At 50.0% G+C, this 21,207-nt stretch carries 17 protein-coding genes; 5 read left to right on the forward strand and 12 right to left on the reverse strand.

Features of this window, described 5'->3' with window-relative positions; translation table 11 throughout:
* Positions 1-221: 221 nt before the first annotated feature.
* Positions 222-977, forward strand: coding sequence for an ABC transporter substrate-binding protein (locus CSQ88_RS12500; RefSeq protein ID WP_143449476.1), 756 nt, complete (start codon positions 222-224; stop codon positions 975-977).
* An 86-nt stretch (positions 978-1,063) separates the two neighbouring features.
* On the opposite strand, the gene CSQ88_RS12505 is transcribed toward CSQ88_RS12500, so the two are convergent.
* From CSQ88_RS12505 to CSQ88_RS12540, 8 genes are all read right to left on the reverse strand, one after another.
* Positions 1,064-2,041 (reverse strand): peptide ABC transporter ATP-binding protein, encoded by a 978-nt coding sequence (locus CSQ88_RS12505; protein WP_099398427.1) that lies wholly within the window; start codon positions 2,039-2,041, stop codon positions 1,064-1,066.
* Positions 2,038-3,018: an oligopeptide/dipeptide ABC transporter ATP-binding protein gene (locus tag CSQ88_RS12510; RefSeq protein ID WP_099398428.1), complete on the reverse strand. Its 981-nt coding sequence runs from the start codon at positions 3,016-3,018 to the stop codon at positions 2,038-2,040. Before CSQ88_RS12510 ends, CSQ88_RS12505 begins: the two co-directional genes overlap by 4 nt.
* Before the next feature lie 183 nt (positions 3,019-3,201).
* Positions 3,202-4,113 carry an ABC transporter permease subunit gene (locus tag CSQ88_RS12515; RefSeq protein ID WP_099398429.1) on the reverse strand — a complete coding sequence of 304 codons (912 nt, stop codon included), beginning with the start codon at positions 4,111-4,113 and terminating at the stop codon, positions 3,202-3,204.
* A 2-nt stretch (positions 4,114-4,115) separates the two neighbouring features.
* Positions 4,116-5,126, reverse strand: coding sequence for an ABC transporter permease subunit (locus CSQ88_RS12520; RefSeq protein ID WP_099398430.1), 1,011 nt, complete (start codon positions 5,124-5,126; stop codon positions 4,116-4,118).
* A gap of 156 nt (positions 5,127-5,282) precedes the next feature.
* Positions 5,283-6,881, reverse strand: coding sequence for an ABC transporter substrate-binding protein (locus CSQ88_RS12525; protein ID WP_099398431.1), 1,599 nt, complete (start codon positions 6,879-6,881; stop codon positions 5,283-5,285).
* A gap of 538 nt (positions 6,882-7,419) precedes the next feature.
* Entirely contained in the window at positions 7,420-8,010 is a 591-nt protein-coding gene (locus CSQ88_RS12530; RefSeq protein WP_099398432.1) for an NF038129 family PEP-CTERM protein, read from the reverse strand.
* Positions 8,010-10,691 carry a lamin tail domain-containing protein gene (locus CSQ88_RS12535; RefSeq protein WP_218963079.1) on the reverse strand — a complete coding sequence of 894 codons (2,682 nt, stop codon included), beginning with the start codon at positions 10,689-10,691 and terminating at the stop codon, positions 8,010-8,012. The genes CSQ88_RS12530 and CSQ88_RS12535 overlap by 1 nt, the downstream gene beginning before the upstream one ends.
* Positions 10,692-10,954: 263 nt before the next feature.
* Complete coding sequence (locus CSQ88_RS12540; RefSeq protein ID WP_099398433.1) at positions 10,955-11,899, reverse strand: carbohydrate kinase family protein; 945 nt, start codon at positions 11,897-11,899, stop codon at positions 10,955-10,957.
* Between the two features lie 323 nt (positions 11,900-12,222).
* Between CSQ88_RS12540 and CSQ88_RS12545 the strand changes: the two genes are divergently transcribed.
* Positions 12,223-13,491 (forward strand): ABC transporter substrate-binding protein, encoded by a 1,269-nt coding sequence (locus CSQ88_RS12545; RefSeq protein ID WP_257212584.1) that lies wholly within the window; start codon positions 12,223-12,225, stop codon positions 13,489-13,491.
* Between the two features lie 5 nt (positions 13,492-13,496).
* On the opposite strand, the gene CSQ88_RS12550 is transcribed toward CSQ88_RS12545, so the two are convergent.
* From CSQ88_RS12550 to CSQ88_RS12565, 4 genes are all read right to left on the reverse strand, one after another.
* Positions 13,497-14,132 carry a FecR domain-containing protein gene (locus CSQ88_RS12550; RefSeq protein ID WP_099398434.1) on the reverse strand — a complete coding sequence of 212 codons (636 nt, stop codon included), beginning with the start codon at positions 14,130-14,132 and terminating at the stop codon, positions 13,497-13,499.
* Positions 14,133-14,286: 154 nt separating this feature from the next.
* Entirely contained in the window at positions 14,287-15,966 is a 1,680-nt protein-coding gene (locus CSQ88_RS12555; protein ID WP_099398435.1) for a bifunctional UDP-sugar hydrolase/5'-nucleotidase, read from the reverse strand.
* A gap of 124 nt (positions 15,967-16,090) precedes the next feature.
* Positions 16,091-16,810, reverse strand: a complete 720-nt coding sequence (locus CSQ88_RS12560) for a pseudouridine synthase (protein ID WP_099398436.1) — start codon at positions 16,808-16,810, stop codon at positions 16,091-16,093.
* Between the two features lie 88 nt (positions 16,811-16,898).
* Entirely contained in the window at positions 16,899-18,119 is a 1,221-nt protein-coding gene (locus tag CSQ88_RS12565) for an SGNH/GDSL hydrolase family protein (RefSeq protein ID WP_143449477.1), read from the reverse strand.
* Between the two features lie 445 nt (positions 18,120-18,564).
* On the opposite strand from CSQ88_RS12565, the gene CSQ88_RS12570 reads away from it, so the two are divergent.
* From CSQ88_RS12570 to CSQ88_RS12580, 3 genes are all read left to right on the forward strand, one after another.
* Positions 18,565-19,323 carry a sulfite exporter TauE/SafE family protein gene (locus CSQ88_RS12570; protein WP_099398438.1) on the forward strand — a complete coding sequence of 253 codons (759 nt, stop codon included), beginning with the start codon at positions 18,565-18,567 and terminating at the stop codon, positions 19,321-19,323.
* A gap of 46 nt (positions 19,324-19,369) precedes the next feature.
* Complete coding sequence (nudC, locus tag CSQ88_RS12575; RefSeq protein WP_099398439.1) at positions 19,370-20,185, forward strand: NAD(+) diphosphatase; 816 nt, start codon at positions 19,370-19,372, stop codon at positions 20,183-20,185.
* Positions 20,186-20,292: 107 nt separating this feature from the next.
* On the forward strand, positions 20,293-21,180 hold the full coding sequence (locus tag CSQ88_RS12580) for a DMT family transporter (RefSeq protein WP_099398440.1): 888 nt from the start codon (positions 20,293-20,295) through the stop codon (positions 21,178-21,180).
* Positions 21,181-21,207: the final 27 nt, after the last annotated feature.

Here is a 21,207-nt window from a genome sequence, read left to right on the forward strand (position 1 = left end):
TGGGCCTTAGATAATATTTCTGACGGGAGCGAAGTATAAGCGAGAAGGAGGGTGCTGTCCCTGTACATGGGACTGGATGGCATATTAGCGCCAACCGCGCACAGCGTACAAGGGCCAGGGTTTGCATCCGCTTCAGTGCCTTTTATAGCACTTGCCCAAGCAGTACCAGCCTGCCTCAGCTAAAACAAAGTGAACACACTACTGGAGATTGCAGGGTGAAAATGCAAAATCTGCTGGCGATGCTTTTTGTCAGCTGGCTACTGCCTGCCACCGCAGCGGATCTAAAACTATGCCACCAGGATGTTGATGTTTATCCGTGGACATACGGTAAGAACCAAGGTTTAGATCGCTATGTTATCCAAACCGTCGCCAGCCGGCTGAAAATCACCATTGAATATCGCGCTCGTCCTTGGAAGCGCTGCCAGTATGAAGTCCGTAATGGCACTAGCGACGGCATGTTTCCAGCTTCGTTTACTCCCGAACGGCAACAATACGCGGTGTATCCTAGCCTCGCCACTGGAGAGCCAGACCCAAACTACCGCCTATCCCGTGATGAGTACCGCATTTACCGGCGCATGGGCTCAAGCCTCAACACGCAAAATCTCCGCTCAAACCTTAGCAGGTTGATCGGTATCCAAGCCGGTTTTAGCATCTATGCAGAGCTACATAATGCAGGTTATGCATTGGAAGACAGCTCAAAAGATGTGGGTGATCTGATGCGCAAACTAGATACGGGGCTTGTTGATAGTGTCATCACAGTGCAAGGCCAAGTTCAATACGCTCTGAAAAATTTGCCTGACTTGGCTAGCCGCATCGAAGTCGATCCCGTTCCCTACAAAGTGATCAATCTGTATCTCCCCTTCAGCAAAGCTTACTGCCAGAAACAAGCAGAACGCTGTCAGGCTATCTGGCAGGAAATCCGCAATGTCCGCGAAACGACGGAATACCAGAATATGCTGAAGGCTCATGGCTTCTGAGCTGAAGACATGGGGGGATATGATTCGGTACTTCAAAAACAATACGCCGCCATTAAGGCGGCGTATATCCAAGCGTCAGGCTTTTATTAAATCTGAATCTCTTCCACACGGTGGCAGGCCACCAAACGCCCTTCTACTGGCCGTAGTTGCGGTACTTCCTTGCGGCAATGGTCGGTAGCAAAGGGGCAGCGGGTGTTGAAGGCGCAGCCAGTTGGTGGATTGAGCGGAGACGGCAGCTCACCCAGCAGCTTCACTTTTGCACCACGATCTTCGGCGCGGATGGCGGGCGTGGCCGACATCAGTGCGCGGGTATAGGGGTGCAGAGGGCGATCAAACAGAACGTCTTTGCTGCCGTGCTCTACCGCGCGGCCAAAGTACATCACCATCACATCGTCGGCTACATGCTCAACCACCGACAGATTGTGGCTGATGAATACGTAGGCGATGCCCAGCTCGTCCTGCAGATCCATAAACAGATTCAGAATCTGCGCTTGGATCGATACATCCAGCGCCGAAGTCGGCTCGTCTGCCACCACCACGCTTGGGTTCAGCATCATGGCGCGCGCTACGGCAATACGCTGGCGCTGACCGCCGGAAAACATATGCGGATAGCGGTGATAATGCTCAGGCCGCAGGCCCACACGCGCCATCATGGCGCGTACTTTTTCTTCGCGCTCTGCGGCGCTTAAAGACGTATTCAGCAGCAGTGGCTCGGCCAGCATGGTGCCGATTTGTTTACGCGGGTTTAATGAGGCGTAGGGGTTCTGAAACACCATCTGCACTTTAGGGCGCAGCGCTTTCAGATCCGCCACGCTCGCGCCTACCGTATCGATACCGGCAATCTGCAGCTGCCCGCTGCTCAGATCTTCGATCAGAGTCAGCTGTCGGGCCAGGGTTGATTTACCACAGCCCGATTCACCCACCACCGCCAGCGTTTTCTTCGCTTCAAGGCTAAAGCTCACGCCATTCAAAGCTTTTACTGTGGCAGCAGGCTTCATAAAACCGCGTGAAACATGGTAGTGCCGTGCTATTTCGCTGGCGACCAGAATTGGATTATTGCTCATGCTTGTGGTCTCCCGGCTTCATCCAGTGGTGTAATGCAGCGCACCGTGCTTGTGCCAATATTCATCAGTACCGGACGATTTGTTTTACAGGATTCTTGTACATAGGGGCAGCGTGGGGAAAGCAAACATCCCACCGGCCTGTCGTACTGGCCTGGCACCACGCCAGGTAAAGTGGCCAGACGGTGCGCGCCCTTGCTGTGCTCGGGAATCGAGCTCAGCAGTGCCTGGGTATAAGGGTGGCGCGGGGTATCAAAAATAGCCGGCACAGGGCTGGTTTCAGCCACTTGCCCTGCATACATCACCACCACACGCTGCGCCACTTCGGCAATCACGGCCAGATCGTGAGTAATCAGGATCAGCGCCATATCATGCTGTTTTTGCAGGCTGACCAAGAGCTCCATAATCTGCGCCTGCACGGTAACATCAAGCGCAGTGGTTGGCTCGTCGGCAATCAGCAAGCGTGGCTTGCAGGCAATGGCCATGGCAATCATCACCCGCTGGCTCATCCCGCCGGATAATTGATGCGGATAGGCATCCAGGCGTGATTTGGCGTCAGGAATCTCTACCATTTCCAGCAGCGCAATCGCCCGCGCTTTTGCCGCAGCACCACGCAAGCCTTCATGCTCGCGCAGTGTTTCCATCAGCTGATAGCCCACGGTATAGGCCGGGTTCAGGCTGGAGAGTGCGTCCTGGAAAATCATGGCGATATCTTTGCCGATAATCTTACGTTTCTCGCCATCTTTCATATTCAGCAGGTCTTTGCCTTCAAAAGACAATTCATCTGCAGTAACGCGGCCAGGGGCGTCGATCAGGCCCATCAGGGCCAGCATGGTCACGCTTTTACCCGAGCCCGATTCGCCCACAATGCCAACGATCTCGCCACGGTTAATCGAAAAATCGACGCTTTCTACCGCCCGAAATGGCTTATCAACCGAACCAAACGCTACGGAGAGGTTTTTTATATCTAATAAACTCATCGTTTTCTCTTTATTAGAATCATTACACAAGCCAGCTGCCTGCAATCCCAGGCACACCCAAATCTTGAACCCCGGAGGACACTGAGAACACGGAGTTTCACTGAGAAAACCAAGGGAGATTTTCTCCGTGTTCTCGGTTTTGTCCTTCTCCGTGTACTCTGTGCCGAAGATTTATGGTTTTTTTTAAGCCAGCTTTTTCAGTTTTGGATCCAGCGCGTCGCGCAGGCCGTCGCCCATCAGGTTGAGTGCCAGTACGGTGATCAGAATCGTTACCCCCGGCATGGTCACTACCCACCATGCGCGCTCGATATAGTCGCGGGCGGAAGCCAGCATGGTGCCCCATTCAGGCAAAGGTGGCTGAGCACCAAGGCCCAAGAAGCCCAGTGCCGCTGCGTCCAGAATAGCGGCAGAAAAACCCATTGTGGCTTGTACGATCAGCGGGGCCATGCAATTTGGCAGCACTGTGTTAAACATCAGACGCAGCTGGCCTGCACCGGATAATCTGGAGGCGATCACATAGTCTTTAGATAATTCGCCCATGGCGGACGCCCGTGCAAGGCGCACATAAGAGGGCAGGCTCACCACGGCAATCGCCAGAATGGTATTGAGTAAGCCAGGCCCCAGTACCGCAACAATGGCTACAGCCAGCAGCAATGAAGGCAGCGCCATCATTACATCCATCGCCCGCATAATCGAAGTGCCGATAAAGTTGGGGTAAAACGCAGCGATCATGCCCAGCACAATACCCGGCAGCAGCGACATCAGCACCGAGATCAGGCCAATCATCAGGCTTAAGCGTGCGCCATGCAGGAGGCGGCTTAAGATATCCCGGCCTACCTCATCGGTGCCCAAAATAAACTGCATCGATCCGCCAGTTTGCCAGGAAGGAGGCGCCAGGAAAAACTCGCGAAACTGCTCGGTTGGCGAATGCGGTGCCAGCCATGGGGCAAGCAGTGCAGCAAGCACCAGAAGCAAAAAGAAAATAAATGAAACCAGAGCCCCTCGATTGCTGCTAAAACTTTGCCAGAATTCTTTAAGAGGGGATGGATAGCTGTAAAGCGGCTCTGCAGCGGCCAGGGTTGTAGCGTTTGTCATACTTACCTCGCGTGGCGAATACGTGGATTGATAACGCCGTACAGCACATCAACCAGCAGGTTCACAATAATAATCAGTGTGGCGATCAATAAAATACCGCCCTGCACCACCGGATAATCACGACGCGAAATCGAATCGATCAGCCATTTACCAATACCTGGCCATGAAAAAATACTCTCGGTCAGCACGGCACCGGCCAGCATGGTGCCTACTTGCAAGCCAATTACGGTCACCACGGTCATCAAGGCATTACGCAGGGCATGCACCAGCACGATGCGGGTTTTAGACAGGCCTTTGGCGCGGGCAGTACGGATATATTCTTCACGCAGTACTTCCAGCATGGATGAGCGCGTCATCCGTGCAATCACCGCCATCGGGATGGTACCCAGCACAATGGTCGGTAAAATCAGGTGCATAAAGGCCGATTTAAACGCGCCTGCTTCGCCAGAAATTAGCGTATCAATCAGCATCAGCCCTGTAACACGGGTGATGTCGAATTCCAGATCAATCCGGCCAGAAACAGGTGTCCAGCCCAGCTGCACTGAAAACAGCATAATCAGCTGCAAACCCAGCCAGAAAACCGGCATGGAATAACCGGTAAGGGCCGCGCCCATCAAGGTGTGATCAATCCAGCTGCCACGGCGGATTGCGGCAATCATGCCGATAATCAATCCAAACACCGAGGCCAGCAGCATGGCACAGATCGAAAGCTCTAATGTGGCTGGAAACAAGGCCCAAAAGTCTTTAATCACCGGCTCATGCGAGACCAGCGACTGCCCCAAATCACCTTGCAATACCTTCAGCAGATAATTCCAGTACTGCATATAAAGCGGCTGATCCAGCCCCAGACGAACGAGCGCCTGGCGATAAAATTCAGGGTCTAAACGGCGCTCACCCACCATCACCAGTACCGGGTCGCCCGGAATCATATGGATCAGGGCGAACGCTAAAACAGTGATGCCTAAGAATGTAGGAATCGTGACGCTTAAGCGGCGCAAAATAAAACTAAACATGGATATTTCCCCATACGGCTACTGCCGTTTGCATATCAACACCGCACAGAGCAAGAAACACACCCTGCAAATGCAATTTTCATAAGTTCACTACAAAACGCTTACGCAAAAACGGCCGCCCGAATCGCAGCGGCCGCTCTTCTCAGACCAGGAAAATTACTTCAGGCTCACACCCACAAAAGAGTTCAGACCAAACGGGCTGATCTTGTAGCCCAGAACTTCTTTACGCATCGGCTGATACACAGTCGAGTGAGCAATCGTTGTCCATGGCAGCTCACGCTTAAAAATATCCTGTGCTTTTTCGTACAGCTTGGTGCGCTCGCCCTGATTATTTAATGAACGTGCTTTTACAACCAGGCCATCAAACTCTTTATCGCACCACTTAGCGTAGTTATTCCCTTCAACAGAGCCGCAAGCCAGATTCACACCCAGCCAGTTATCAGGATCACCATTGTCGCCTGTCCAGCCCACCAGCATGGCATCGTGCTCACCTGCTTTACCACGCTTCAGGTATTCGCCCCACTCGTAAGTGGTGATCTTGCCCTTGATGCCGATTTTTTCCCAATCAGACTGAATCATTTCAGCCATCAGTTTTGCATTCGGGTTGTACGGGCGTTGTACTGGCATCGCCCACAGGGTGATCTCTGTACCTTCGGCAATACCGGCTTTTTTCAGCAGAGCCTTGGCTTTAACCGGATCGTATGTTTGGTCTTTCAGCTTTTTATTGTAAGACCACTGCGTTGGTGGCATTGGGTTAGTGGCAGACTGGCCGGCACCCTGGTAAACCGCTTCGATAATGGCTTTTTTGTTAATCGCCATATCCAGAGCCTGACGCACTTCCCGCTTATCCAGTGGCTTATGCTGTACGTTGTAAGCCAGATAGCCCAAGTTGAAACCGGCTTGCGATGGCACAGTCAGCTCGGCATTTGCACTCATCGCTTTCAAATCAGCCGGACGCGGGTAAACCATCACATGGCATTCACCCTTTTGCAGTTTCTGGTAACGCACAGAAGCATCTGGCGTAATTGCAAAAATCAGCTTGCTCAGTTTTACATCGCCTTTCTTCCAATATTGCTCATTGGCATCAAAGCGGATATTGCTGTCTTTTTGATAGCTTTTGAAAATAAACGGGCCAGTACCAATTGGCATGGTATTCAATTGCGAAGTCTTGCCGCTCTTTAGCAGGCTGTCGGCGTATTCAGCCGAATAGATCGAGGCAAAAGACATGGCGATATTTTGCAGGAAGGCTGCATCAACCGTTTTAAGCTTTAAACGGATGGTATAAGCATCTACTTTTTCGATACCCACGATATTGGTATCAAGGCCCATATCGGCAACGTATGGGAAATCAGATGGTGCGGCCTTATTAAATGGCAGGTTTTTATCTGTCATACGCTGAAAAGTGAATGCCACATCATCGGCATTAAAATCACGCGTTGGCTTAAAAAATGGAGTGGTGTGGAATTTAACGCCTTTACGCAGATTAAAAGTGTAAGTCAGGCCGTCTGCTGACACTTCCCATTTTTCTGCAAGACCAGGCTCAATCTGGGTAGAGCCTTGTTTGAATTGAACCAAACGATTAAAAACAGTTTCGGCAGAAGCATCGAAATCAGTACCAGAGGTATAGCGTACCGGGTCAAAACCGGCGGGGCTGCCTTCAGAGCAGAAAATCAGAGTTTTGCCTGCGGCCATCGCCGTACCAGCATTCAGTGCACACGCCGTAGCGAGAATATATCCGAGCTGTTTTAATCGCATTAGTGATTCCCCACCTTACTAAGTTAATAGAGAAAACTCATAAGAGCCTTAAAAGTGCTGTGTATCAGTAAACCTCACGTTAGGGCCAAGTCCTACTAGAGATATCCCCAACACTTTGCCGGCCTGCTTCTTTATTTTTGCGCCCACTCCGGCAGCCCTGACAGCCTGTGCCTTAGCAAAAAAACGATATAAATCATACATCAAAGCAATTAAACCCCGACCTCACCTTCAACAGGGCGATTCACATACACCATAAGCTCAGGAGAAATAATTATTTAGCATAAAATGCTTAAATTTTTAAAAACAGCGCATTTACCGCAAAGCTTGTCAGTTTAGCCGAAAGAATAAATAAGCATTTATTCTTAAAATTGAAGACAAAATAAGTGCTTCATACTGAGTTAACACAATATTTACTTACAAAAACATACAAAATATCAAAAATATTCATTTCATTTTTACAACACGCACGTAAACAATCGGCTTCACAAGCAAAAAAAAGCGATCCCGGCAGGGATCGCTTTAGATCAGGCTAATTTATTTAAACAGCATATACACGTTTACGACGCAAAGCCAAACCTAATACCCCCAGCCCCATCAATGCATAGGTTTCTGGCTCCGGCACTGGTGTAACCGTTGCCAGGACAGTATTCCTTGTAAAATTTAGCGCAGCCCCAGGGATAAAATCAGCTTGAGCAACAACGCCATACGGATCATTGCCCAAGATGCCAGCGTAGTTTTTATCCAGCACAGCAAAAGTAAAGCTGGTACCTGAGCCCAACTCATCCCGGCTATCCGTAAACTCCACATCAAACTGCAGCTGTTTGCCAAAAATCAGCCCCTGAGTAAACTGATTTAGCGAGCGGTTATCAAACTTGAGCGATGTATTTAAATCGCCCTGCACATTAAAAGTATTATCCGCATCAATCAGCCCTAGGCTGCTGCCGCGATACTGGCTGAGCAAAGCACCCACAAATGGAGAATCGCTCAGGCCATTTAAGCCAAATGCAATAAAACCATCTTTCCCGTCAATGCTGCTGGTATCCAGATTAATGTGGTACGCAGCGGCTGACGCCATACTGCTGCAAGCAAGGAAAAGCCCGGCCAGAGCCAATTTAAGAGTGTTTTTCATTATTTGAAGTCCTTAGTCGCCAGAATCTGTGCGTTAAAACGAATCGCCACGCGTGCGGGATTATTGAATTTAAGCGGCAAGACCAGTGCCGCGCCTGTGGTGATATTGGCCGTGATGACGCCATCTTCAGCACCTGCCAGGCTCACACCAGGAGGCAGGTCTTTGATTTGCACCCGAACAGGGCCACTCACCACGTTTTGCGCGGCCAGAGTCAGGCTGCCATTAAAGGTTTTGCTGGCAGCGCTATACACCAAACCCGATTTTTGCTGGGTAAAGCGATCGCTCACATCAAACCATGGCTGTGGCAGTTTGATTCTTGCGACTTCCGGCTCATGATCAGAAGCCTGATCTGCAAACTCGGCATTCACATGCACCACGTCATATTCTGTGCGGGCGGCCAAAGCCGGGGACGCCAAAATATGATCCAGCACCTGGCTGTTGCCTTCAAACACATAGGTATAACGCTCGTTTTCTGGCAGGGCCTCTACCAGATCAACCAAACCAACAGCCTTCAACCTGGCCACCGTGGTGGAGAACTGGTAATCATTGATATCACCCAGCACCACGACATTGGCATTACGATCCAGCGCATTAATCTGCCCTACAAAATCAGCCACGATTTGCGCCTGCTTATTGCGCTGAACTTCTGAAGTACGGTTTGCAGGCTGGAAGCGGCCACTTAATGGCTGATCGCCCCCTTTAGAATTAAAGTGGTTTGCAATCACAAACAGCTTCTGGCCATTAAAGGAAAACTCACCGGCCAGTGGTTTACGGCTGGCATTAAAAGCCGGATCAAGCGGCAGAATGCGGCCCGGGCTGGCTGTCAGGCATGCTTGTTCCGGGCATGCCACCACATCAACGGCCTTGGTGGATGTGCCGCCAGCGCGGTCAATAAAGCTGACGCGGGCGGGGTTAAATAAGAACACCTGACGAATATTGCCGCCTGGCTCGCCACCATCCTGGCCATCAACCGGATTAATCTGGCGATACTGATAAGCCGGGCCGCCCGCACTTTGGATGGCCGCGATCAGCTTTGCCAGTGTCTGGGATGGATCAACCGTGCCATCACTGCTTGCACCGTTATTGTCCTGAATTTCCATCAGGCCAAGAATATCGGGCGATTGCAGGTTTTGCACAATCTGAGCCGCAAGACGGGCAAACTTGGCATCCCCCTCTTTGGCATCCAGGTTTTCTACATTGAACGATGCAATGGCCAGCTCGTCGGCAGCCTGTTTGCGCGTTACTTCTGGCTGCAGATTACTGCTTACCACGGCAGCTAACTCACTAAGCACGACCGTGTAATTGGCGAAGTTATAATCAACCACGCCCACAGCCTTAGAGAACCAATCACCCACATTGACCGCAGGCACAGTTGCCGATCCCGGCACCAGTTTGATACGCTCCGGGTTGAAGTCTGTTTCTGTAACGACCACTCCGCCACGCGGCGTCCGGCCACTTGCATCTCGCCCATAGTTTGCGACTACAAATACCTCGCCACGATTAGTTGGCCCGGTAGCAATTGCACCATCAATCTGTACGCGCATCCCTTCCAGGCTTTCATAAAAATCAAGGCCATTGGCCAAATCCAGCGAAGCCGCCAGCTCTGCATCGCTGACATTCCCCTGCCACAAGCGCTGATTAGGTACATTTGCCGCTAAGATCACCGGCTCTGGCAAAGCATTGCCCGATGACACTTTGCTCACGCCACCTGCGGCCACTTTGATTTGCGTGGTTGTCAGATTATTCGTGCCACCCGTACCGCCAGGACGGAACTCACTGACCACACCCGAAACCAGTACCGCGTCGCCCACTACAACACTGGGCGCGCTGCCAACAAATACAAAGATACCTTCAGACGTCAAAGGATCATTATCAGGCTGGGTATCCTGGATATAAAAACCATTACTACGCACAAGAGTGACCACGCCTGGCACACTGCTTACCTGACGGTTTTCCATCGCAGAGCGATGAGCACGGCCTTGAATATCATGGATGCGCTGTGCGCTTGGTGTTGGTGTTGGTGTTGGTGTTGGCGTTGGCGTTGGTGAAACACCACCGCAAGTCTTAATCAGCGTTGCCGTATTGCGCGGCGCAGGCGTTGTAACAATAAAGTCAGCGCTATTATTATTGCTGTCAGTACAACCATCTTGTTTACGTAATGCTGCCGTTGTGTTGCTTAATACCGCGGTCGGGCTGGTTTCTGCATTGTTTGCCGCACCAAAGCCCACATAATCAACCACATCGGCAAAACTGCTGCACTCCGTACCACAACCCAATAAGGAATTATTTTTAACCAGAGCCACTTTGCCTGAGCTGCCACTCATGGCGAGTGTGCCAATCGCATCAGGCGTTGGTAAACTTACGCTGCCCCCCGTACCTGCAGCTTGCTGAATCAGATAGTACTGACCTGCAAGCAATACGCCATTGATGGGCGTTTTTTGCCATGTGCCGCCCGCGGCAGAAGTGTATTGCACACTCCATCCGGACAAATCTGCAGGCTGATCGCCTGCATTAAAAAGCTCAATAAAATCATTTTTTAAAGTGGCTCCACTATTACCGCCACCGCCGTACACTTGGCTAATCACCACCGCAGAATGGGCGGGAGCAGCCATGCCCCAGGCCATCAGGCACAGTGCCATCAATTTTTTCAGCTTGCAGCTTTCTTTAAGCTTATTGTTCATTGCAACCCCTGCTTATAAATATGGTTTAGCCGGTGTTTCCGGCGTGGGATCAGACCATATAGATAAACAGTGAATGCATAGTGTCAGTTAAATGACAGATTTAATACAGTAGATAACGCTAATACTCGAAAGAAAACAACGAATCCTGTTCGTTTTCCCCGCTAAACATTTCATACATGCAAAAAAAAAGCGCAAGCCATGGCCTGCGCTGATCCGAACAGACGCTATTCATCAATTACGCCTCATCCGTTACCGTCCCGGCATTAAACCGCGGGCATCGCAAAACCAAATGCAGCTTCAAAACGAGCGGCCAGCTCTTCACGACTGATGGCATGATTCTGCCCGCCCTTAGTGGCGATCTTAATAGTGCCTAATAATGAAGCAAGCCGCCCCGTAGCGGGCCAATCCCAGCCCTGGCTGATTCCATACAAAAGCCCTGCGCGATAAGCATCACCGCACCCTGTTGGATCTAAGACTTCTTTGGTGGCAACGGCAGGAATATCATGGCAAACGCCATCGGCGTAGATTCTGGAGCCATCCCCTCCCAGCGTAACAATCAAAACTTTCACTGCCATTTGCAGAGCCTCCAGGCTCAGCCCCGTGGTGTTGAGTACCATTTCCAGCTCGTAATCATTCAGCGTCAGAAAGTCTGCCAGCGAAATCATGCGTAATAGCTCATCCCTGCTAAACATCGGCAGGCCCTGGCCCGGGTCAAAAATAAAGGGGATGCCCGCCTCTGCCAATTGCTCGCAATGCTCCTGCATACCCTGCTTGCCATCAGGCGAGATAATGGCCAGGCTGACCGGCACTTGCGCATCGCTCACCCGGTTTAAGTGTGAAAAACTCATTGCACCAGGATGAAATGCATTGATCTGATTATCATCCAGATCCGTGGTTAAAAAACACTGGCCGGTAAAGGTGTTTTCAACTTCGCGAATATTGCTGCGGCGAATGCCCAGCGTATCGAGGCGCTCCGCATAGGGTGCAAAATCGCAGCCAGCGGTGGCCATAATCTGCGGGTCGCCCCCAAGCATTTTCAGGCTATAGGCGATATTGCCCGCGCACCCGCCGAATTCACGGCGCATGTCCGGCACCATAAAGGACACCGAAAGCATATGAATTTTTTCTGGAAGGATATGATTTTTAAAACGATCAGGAAAAACCATGATGGTGTCGTAAGCCATAGAACCGCAGATCAATACAGACATCGTTTCATACCTCGCCCAAGGTTAAGCTGGCAATTATAGATTGAAGAAAGTCATTAAAAAGACCATGCATTATGAATACAACATATTTATATAAAAAAATGAATATATTGAGCATAGGAAATATCCGGCCTGCAGAAACAACACCATGATATGACTGGCAGCAGGCTTATATTGTTATGACAGGCGTCTACACCCTTACAACAAAAGATGTAAGGCATTTTCATACACAAATAATCTATATTTATTCACACTGTAAAAATGGGCCAAAGTTTCACAATATCAGCATTGGTCAGCCGTCCAGACCCTTATTTGGAGAAATAGCGATGAAAAAGAAACTGATTGCCAGTGCAATGATGGTAGCTGGAGTATTAAGCGCTTCGCCCGTTTTTGCTGCAGAGAAAGTAAAACTGGAATTTTGGACGATGAATATGGCTCCAAAATTCAACCGCTATTTTACGGACCTTACCACTCAATTTAATCAGAAGAATCCAAATCTGGAGGCGGTCTGGGTTGATATGAACTGGGATCAGATCCAGCCCAAACTGATCGCGGCCATTGCAGCAGGCAACCCGCCCGCCTTAGTTAATTTTAATGTGCCATGGGTACACGATTTTGCCCGCCAGGGTAATATCCTTGCGCTGGATGAATATCTGGGCGCAGATAAAAATCTATATCAGGCCAATGCACTGAATGATGTCACTTATAAAGGGAAAATCTACGCTTTCCCTTGGTATAACTCTGTTTCTGTAATTGCATACAATAAAGAGTTATTCAGCAAAGCGGGCATTAAAGCACCACCAAAAAACTTTGATGAATTGCTGGCCCAGGCAAAAACAATTAGTGAAAAAACAAAAACACCTGCTTTTGCACCAAAATTATCAGCAGAAAGTGGCGGCAGTTTTATTAACTGGTTTTACTATGCGGGCCTGCCTGTGATTGAAAATGGCAAAGCTGTTTTCAATTCGCCAAAACACATTGCTTTATTACAAAAATTTGCTGATTTATATAAAGCAGGCGCAATGCCTAAAGATGTGTTCAAAATGGAATTCGAGCAGGAAATTGCTTCGTATAATACGCAAAGAATTGCCATGATGACCACGGCGCCGCAGGCATTAAAACGCACCCAAACCGATAGCAAGGCCATATACGCCAAAACGGACATTGCGCCCTTCCCGATTGCCGAAGGCAAAATGGCTTTTGGCGGCTGGATGATGGATTACGTGATTCCAACAGGAACAAAATCACCAGCCGACGCAGCCAAATTGGGTAAATTTGTAACCAGCGATGCAGCACAGCTGGCTTTCTCTAAAGAAACCGGCACAACATTCCCATCCACTAAGCTAGCAGCAACAGATGGCTATTTTATGTCGGGAGCGAAGAGTAGCGACCCCGTAGAAAAATCACGCGCTATTGCAGCACAATCCATCGGCAACGCTAAAACGCTAACGCTGGAACCCGGCATTTTGCCAGATGAAACCACCATGCAGCGTACATTGCAAAATGAAATACAAGCCGCTATTACCGGCCGCAAATCAGCCAAAGACGCGCTGGATACTGCGGTTAAAAAATGGAATGAGCGGCTGACAAAATAAGCACCTTAAGGCAGCGCTTTATCTGAGGCGGGATTGGGTTTACGCCCCGCTAAGGCTTCTAAAATCGCCAGTTCGTCATCACTATGATTACGAAGTGGCGATTTTTCTACGCCGCCTTTAGCATCCAGCGTCTGCGCTTTATGGTGGCTGGCCTTTACCCGAAAGCGTTTGGCCTGCTGGTGCATCGGGCTTAAATCAACTTCGCCATAGCAGAGGCAAAAGTAGGTGCTCTGCTCGCTGGCCTCAGCATAAAGCCCCGTACCACGTATCCCCGCCGTTACCGTTGGGGTAATAATCTGCTTATGCCCTTTAGAAAACACGGCCAGTAAAGCGCCGCTCAACAGGCGTAATCCACTCAGCACCGTCCCTTTTTGCTCCAGCTGCAAGGTAGTATTAGCGCGCAGCAAATACACATCGCCCTCTGCCCTCACCACCAGCTTTGAATCTGCACCGGTACGTAAATGATCCCCTGCGGCAATCGGGTCGCCCACTTTCAATGGCTGATCATTTCGCCACGCCTGCCCTTCAAGCAGCTTCACTTCTCCTAGAGCCCCCGCAGCCCACGCAGGTATAGCCGCTGTGGCAAGTAAGCTGCTCACCAACATTAAAAACTGCCTGCGCTGTATACAGATATGTTTCATTCACTTACCCCTTGAGTATGGCTTTAACCATAGTCAACCAGCCTGAATGTGATAACGTGTTTTTTTGCGCGCAAGAAAAAAGCCGCAGCTTCTTCCTGATTCAGGAAAAAGACTGCGGCCTGATGCATTACGGCTTAGCGCCGTAAGCCATGACTTAATTCAATACACTGATCCGCTCTGCATTAGGCACGGCAAGCAAAGGATTTTTCTTCAGGTAGTTTTCCAGGGCATCCACATCTTGCGGGCCGCCCAGCACGTTTTTACCATTTACAAATTCCAGGTAGCCATCACCGCCCGTAGCCATAAAGTTATTCACAGTCACGCGGTAGCTGGCTTTAGGATCGATAACCACGCCATTGAGCTTAATGCTGGCAATGTCAATCTTGCTACCATCAGGCTTGCTCTTATCCCATGTGTAGCTAAAGCCTGCTGACACCTGCATGATTTTGACTGCAGCACCATTCCATTGCTGCTCCAGCACTTTATCTATTTGCTCACCCGTCAGCGTCATCGTTACCAAGGTATTACCAAAGGGCTGCACGGTAAACAGCTGGCCGTAAGTCACCTTGCCAGCCACGTCTGGTGTTAAATCGGCACGCACGCCACCCGGGTTCATAAAGGAGATTTGCGAAGCGCCATTACTCTTATCTGCCGTTGCATCAAGCTGGGCATCGGCAATCACACGGCCCAGTGACATCTCGCCAGCTTTTGTCGCCGTTTTAGTCAGCGCACCGGCGATGGTTCCGGCAACACGATCTTTAAGCGGGGAAACCAGCTTCTGGAATTTTTCGATCAGAGAGGTTTGGGTTGCGTCTTTTGGCACATCGCGCGTTACCGCCAGATTATTGGCGCTCATCTTCGTGACATTGCGGGTTTTTGGATCAATCGTCAGATCGATATCTGTCACCATGCCGCCGTATTGGTAGGCGCTGGTCACCAGCTTATCGTTGATTTTGCAATTGTAGGGCTGATGGGTGTGGCCAGAAATCACCACATCGATGGCTTTATCCAGCTTGTTCACGATATCGACAATCGGGCCGGAAATGCCATTACATTCATTGTATTTTTTATCAGTGGTAATACCACCTTCGTGCAGCAAGACCACGATGGTTTCAACGCCCTGTTTTTGCAGCTCAGGCACCAGCTTATTGGCGGTTTCTACTTCGTCTTTAAAATCTAAACCCGCAATGCCAGACGGCGTAACAATGCCTGGCGTGCCTTTTAAAGTCATGCCGATAAAACCAACTTTTACGCCATTAAATTCTTTGATTTGGTAAGCGGGGAAGAGTGTTTTACCTGTTTTACTGTCTTGCACATTGGCGGCCAGAAACTTAAATTTAGCACCTTCAAACTTACCACCAGCACAGCTGGTGCTTGCATCTGCATGGCAGCCACCATTTTGCATGCGCAGTAATTCTGCGCTGCCATCGTCAAATTCGTGATTTCCTACCGCATTGAATTCCAGACCCAGCGCATTCATCGATTCAATGGTTGGCTCGTCGTGGTAGAGAGCAGAAATCATCGGGCTGGCACCGATCAAATCACCGGCAGAAACCACCACATTATTTGGATTTTTAGCCTTAAGGTTTTTAACCCAGGTTGCCAGATATTCAGCCCCCCCCACCGGCACCTTAGTGGTTTTGCTTGGGTCGGTGGCATCGGGAACTGTCAGGGTGATCGCTCCTGCTTCGATATTGCCGTGAAAATCGTTAATCGCAATCAGCTTAACGTCAACCGGAGCAGCTACGGCTTCAGGAGCCGCCACATCAGAGTCATTACATGCAGTAAGCGCCAGCGCAATGCTGGCCACAAGCAGGCCATTACGTAAATTCATGGGAATACCCTTAGGCAGGAAGCAAAAAGTCAGCAAGGCTAAAGATGTTTAGTGACAAAGCCATAACAGATATATGACTAAGCCATGACACAAGCAGCCTTACTATACTCTTTCTCCAAGGGTTTTACTGCGCAGGCACCAACAGCGCCATTTGCGCCTCAGTTAGATAACACCACTCGCCTTCTGGCAAATCCATTTCAGCCAGTTTTAAGCCGCCAATCTCAGAGCGTCTTAGTCCCGCGCAATGATTGCCTGCTGCGGCCAGCATGCGTTTTACTTGGTGATATTTGCCCTGCTCCAGCACGATTTCTAGCTCATTCTCACCTAGCTTTTTGCAATGCACGGCAGCCAAAGGCGCTGGCTCATCGTTAAGCTGCACACCGGCGATTAACAGCGCGACCAATTCATCGCTCACCGGCTCGGCGGTAATGGCGACATAAACCTTAGGTACATGGCGCTTAGGGGATGATTGCGCATGGATAAACGAGCCATCGTCCGACATCAGCAATAGGCCAGTGGTATCGTGATCTAAACGCCCAACGGGCTGCACTTCACGCCAATTAAATTGCTCTGGCAGAAGCGTCAGCACACCGGGGTGGTGGCTAGGTTTACGTGAGCATTCAAAATTGGCCGGTTTATTCAGCGCAATATACACATGCTCACGATAGGGCCAGCTTTCACCAAAGATGGCGAGCTCTAGCCCTGTAGTTTCAAAAGCGAGCTTAAAGTTGCTAACGATTTCACCGTTTACGGCTACTTCACCGTCGGTAATCATCTCGCGACAACCCTTGCGCGTACCAAAACCCTGCGATTGCAGGATGCGATCTAATGTTAATTTGCTCATGGGCGAATTTTACCGGATACCTCGGCGAGGACCAATAAAAAAACCGCGTTAAGCTCGAGGCTGAACGCGGCTTTTAAATCAAAGACGATTACTTAACGAAGCCAGACGCCATCGCCGTAGCCGCTGCAGTCTTACCCCAAATCCCATGAACTGTAATTGTTGGATGAATTCCATCTGCAAACAGGTAATTACCATCGGCCCCCACTGCAGCTAGCGTTTTACCGGTACATATTAGTGCCGAGACTTTTTTAGGATCTGTAGTAGGCGGCAAAGGTGTGGCAGAAGGGGTGGTATCGTTAGTGCACGCCATATTATTTACATTAACCAAGCCATAACTTACAGGACTTGTGGTCACTTTAGTAAACAGACCCGCCAAGTCAAAAAGAACTACTTTCTTGGCCGCTATTTCACCAGCCAAACCCGCCGCAACCGCCTTGTTGTATTCAGTAGAAAGCGTTGTAGCCAAACCTTTAAATGAGTCTGGGGCGGCAGCAAATAAAGGAGTCTTACCCAAATCAGGTAGATTGGCGTACACCACCTTAGTAGCCCCCATTGCAATCAGTGTTTTTACTTGAGTAACCATCGCAGTTGCATTTTTGCCAATTTCATTAGGCGCTGTAGCCGGATCAATTATTTTTTCCCCTACCCCTGTTAAGAAAGCAAGGAAGTCATTGCCGCCACCTTCAATCAAGACCAATTGATCGGCATTAAAACTTGTACGTGCCGCTTGATACTTAGCAATCTGCCCTTTCACTGAAAGTGAGGTTAAATACTGATAACTTGCCCCATTCGGCAGAGTGACCAAGCCATCTTTAACTGGCAAACCCTTGTCATTTATAGTTAGTTCTGTCGCAATTCTTGCGCCACCTTCTGCGTAAGAACCTCCACCAAGATTATAAATTTTGCCCATCGTGGCAGGTGTGCCAACAGGAGCACCGGTGGCAGGATTAAGACCACTAAAATTTACCAAACGATTTGGAGTGATATTTAAGCCATATTCGGCAGCAAGAATTTCTGTCCACACCGCACCAGTTGGGGCTGTAGCAGGCTTGGTAGTAAAACGTAAACCAACCGGAATATCATTCGTTAAATCAGCATCCGCCGTGGTCGGGTTATACGTGCCCACATCGCTCAGGCTATCACCAAAAGAAACAACTTCTTTGATATTGCGGGTATCCGCCGGGGTGCTTGCATCTCCGCCACCGCCGCACGCGGCGAGCAAGGAGGTCAGTAGCAGAACAGCAAAGGGGCGGCTTGCCCGTGGCAGTGAAGAATTCATGTAAATCTCCCGTCTTGTTTTGATTAGCACAAGCCAAAGCCCGATGCTTTTTGTAGTAAACCCACTTGATGCTACGAATCAAACATGTGTTTGACAAGCCAAACTAGCCTAGGACTATCCCTAAGTCAGACCAAGCCTGTTCAAATTACTGCATAACCAGGGGCAATTGTAAGAAAATAGCAATATCATTGTGCATCAGCACAATATTCACAGAATGGGCTCCGGCAGCCACTTTATGCTGAATAAAAAGACTTATTCTTCTCCTTGATTATTTACTGACCCGGCTTAAAAACTTGCGTATCCTGACAAAAATCTACAAAAAGATTCAGCTCTCCTCTGTCCCTGCCTGGCGGTATTGATGTTTTTAAACGACAAACAAGCAAAACTCGTCTACTCAAAGTAGCCGCAGATTAAATAAATACAATTTTTATGCTGATATAAATCGATATACGCCCACCAGCCTAAGTAAACGCCAATGATTGAATTGCTCGCCTTATTTATTGTTTCTTTAATCGCCAATACGCTTTCTGCGCTGGCAGGTGGTGGCGCGGGGCTGCTGCAACTGCCTATTCTGTTGTTCTTAGGCCTGGCGTTTCCTGTGGCACTGGCAACGCATAAAGTAGCTAGTGTGGCGCTGGGGCTGGGGGCCACTTTCAAACATTTAAAAGCAGGCACACTAAACTGGCGTTTTTCTTCCTTAGTGCTAGCCAGTGGCTTACCTGGCGTGCTTGTTGGCACCCTGCTGGTCTTGCATATTCCCGAACAATTAACGCTATTTATCCTGGCTATTCTGACCAGTGGCTTAGGCCTGTATTCACTGTTTTCTCCGGCTCTTGGCCAGCAGCAGCAAAGCCGCCATCGCAGCGGCTCAAAGCTCTGGCTGGGTGTGGCAGGTTTATTTTTTATTGGCGTACTGAATGGCTCTTTTACCTCAGGCACCGGCCTGTTTGTCACGCTGTGGTTGGTGCACTGGTTTGGTATGGATTACAAACAGGCAGTGGCTTACACCATGGTTTTGGTAGGGCTGTTCTGGAACAGCGCCGGAGCTATTTCGCTGGCACTGCAAGCTGGCGTTTACTGGCCGTGGATTCCCGTCTTGCTGCTGGCCTCTGCCATGGGCGGCTATCTGGGCGCACACTGGGGATTAAAGCAGGGTAATCAGATGATTAAACGCTGCTTTGAAAGTGTCACTATTCTGACAGGAATATCACTACTGATTAAAGCTCTGCATTAAGATACTGGCATTGCACAACCGCCTGACTCACTTTAAAGAATTGGCCATGCTTCCCACCGCGTTTATTCCTGAATACAAACATCTGCCAGCCAGCGCAAACAGTCTTTGCCTGGCTTTTATCGGCGATCAGCTTCTGGTGTTTCCCGACGGCCGCCTGCCAGAGCACCACAATTTGCCTGCCCACGATGGCGCTGAAATTTCAGTACAAATTGGCAGTGTGGCGGGCCAGTCATGTGTGCTGATGGCCTGGCATAAAGACACACCCTATGCAACAGATCTGCAAGCCATTGGCCTGCGAGCGGCTTGGGGCTTAATTGAAGACAGCCATTATTGGATTGCGGCAAGGGCACAGCAATTGCTAACCTTCGACAGGCAGCATCGCTTTTGTGGCTGCTGCGGCACAGCAACCACCAGGATGAATAAAGAAACCGCCAGAGAGTGTCCGGCCTGCCTGCACCGTGCTTATCCCAGAGTCTCACCTGCAATTATGGTACTGATTAAGAAAGACCGGCAGCTGCTGCTGGCCCGCTCTCCCCATTTTCGCCCAGGCGTTTACAGCGCGCTGGCCGGCTTTGTAGAGGCCGGTGAAAGCTGCGAAGAGGCTGTTTTTCGCGAAATTTATGAAGAGGTAGGGGTAAAAGTCTCCAACCTGAGCTGGTTTGGCAGCCAAAGTCATCCTTTTCCGCACTCTTTAATGCTGGCTTTTATCGCAGATTACGTTTCGGGGGAGATCACACCGCAGGAAGGAGAGATCGAAGATGCGCAGTGGTTTGGCCTAGAAAACCTGCCCGAGCTGCCTGGAAAATCCAGTATTGCTTATCACCTGATCCAGGCGGGTTTAGCAAAAATAGCCCATGAATAACAAGCCAGGCTCAGGCAGATTCAAATCTTAAACCACAGCACAGGATAAAGTGTTTCAAGGCAGAAAGCTGTTTTCATAAGCACAAACAGGCAGAAGGCAATCTCAGAATGCATAGTAGCGCAAGCAGCTCCTCATTTCGCCTTGGCGTTATTCTGGCCATTTTTGCCGCGACTGGCTTTTCGTGCAAAGCCATTTTTGCCAAGCTGGCTTACCGCCACGGCACAGACGCCATTACGCTTGTCTGCTTACGTATGTTGTTTGTGCTGCTGATTTTGGCCAGCTACAGCCTGTGGCGCAGCAAAGCACGCCTCGCCGGGCGCGATTATCTGGCGCTGATTGGTTTAGGGCTTTTAGGCTATTACCTCTCCAGCGTGCTCGATTTTATTGGCTTAATGACAGTCAGTGCCAGCTTAGAGCGGCTGATTCTCGGCCTTTATCCCACACTCACCGTATTGTTTTCGGTTGTACTCACCGGCACGGTGATGACCCGGCGGATGAAGCAAGCATTGCCACTCACCTACCTAGGCATCGCGCTTGTGATTGCGCCTGGCTTAGCTCAGGCCAATGCAGACTGGGTGGGCATCGGTTTTATTATGGCCAGCACCACCTGCTATGCCTTATATATGAGCCTGAGCCCGGCGATGATTTCCCGGATAGGCGCAATGCGTTTTACCGAGCTGGGGCTTACCGTTTCAAGCATTGCCGTGCTCTGCCATTTTTTAATCACTCATCCGCTTAATGCGCTTATTCAGCCCCTGCCGGTTTATGGCCTTGCTGCCGCAATGGCCGTTTTTGCAACCGTACTGCCGATTTATGCCACAGCCGCTGCCATGAGCCGCATCGGGGCCAGCCGCACCGCCATCATCGGCAGCCTTGGCCCCATGCTGTCTATTTTAATGAGTATTGGTATTCTGGATGAGCGCCTCACGGCCATTCAATGGCTGGGTGCAGCCCTTGTCATGCTGGGGGTGTGGGTTGTAAGCAAAAAGTCTTAAACACAAACAAGCGAGGGGAAGCCTGCT

This window comes from Iodobacter sp. BJB302, assembly GCF_002735645.1.
Lineage (GTDB): Bacteria > Pseudomonadota > Gammaproteobacteria > Burkholderiales > Chitinibacteraceae > Iodobacter.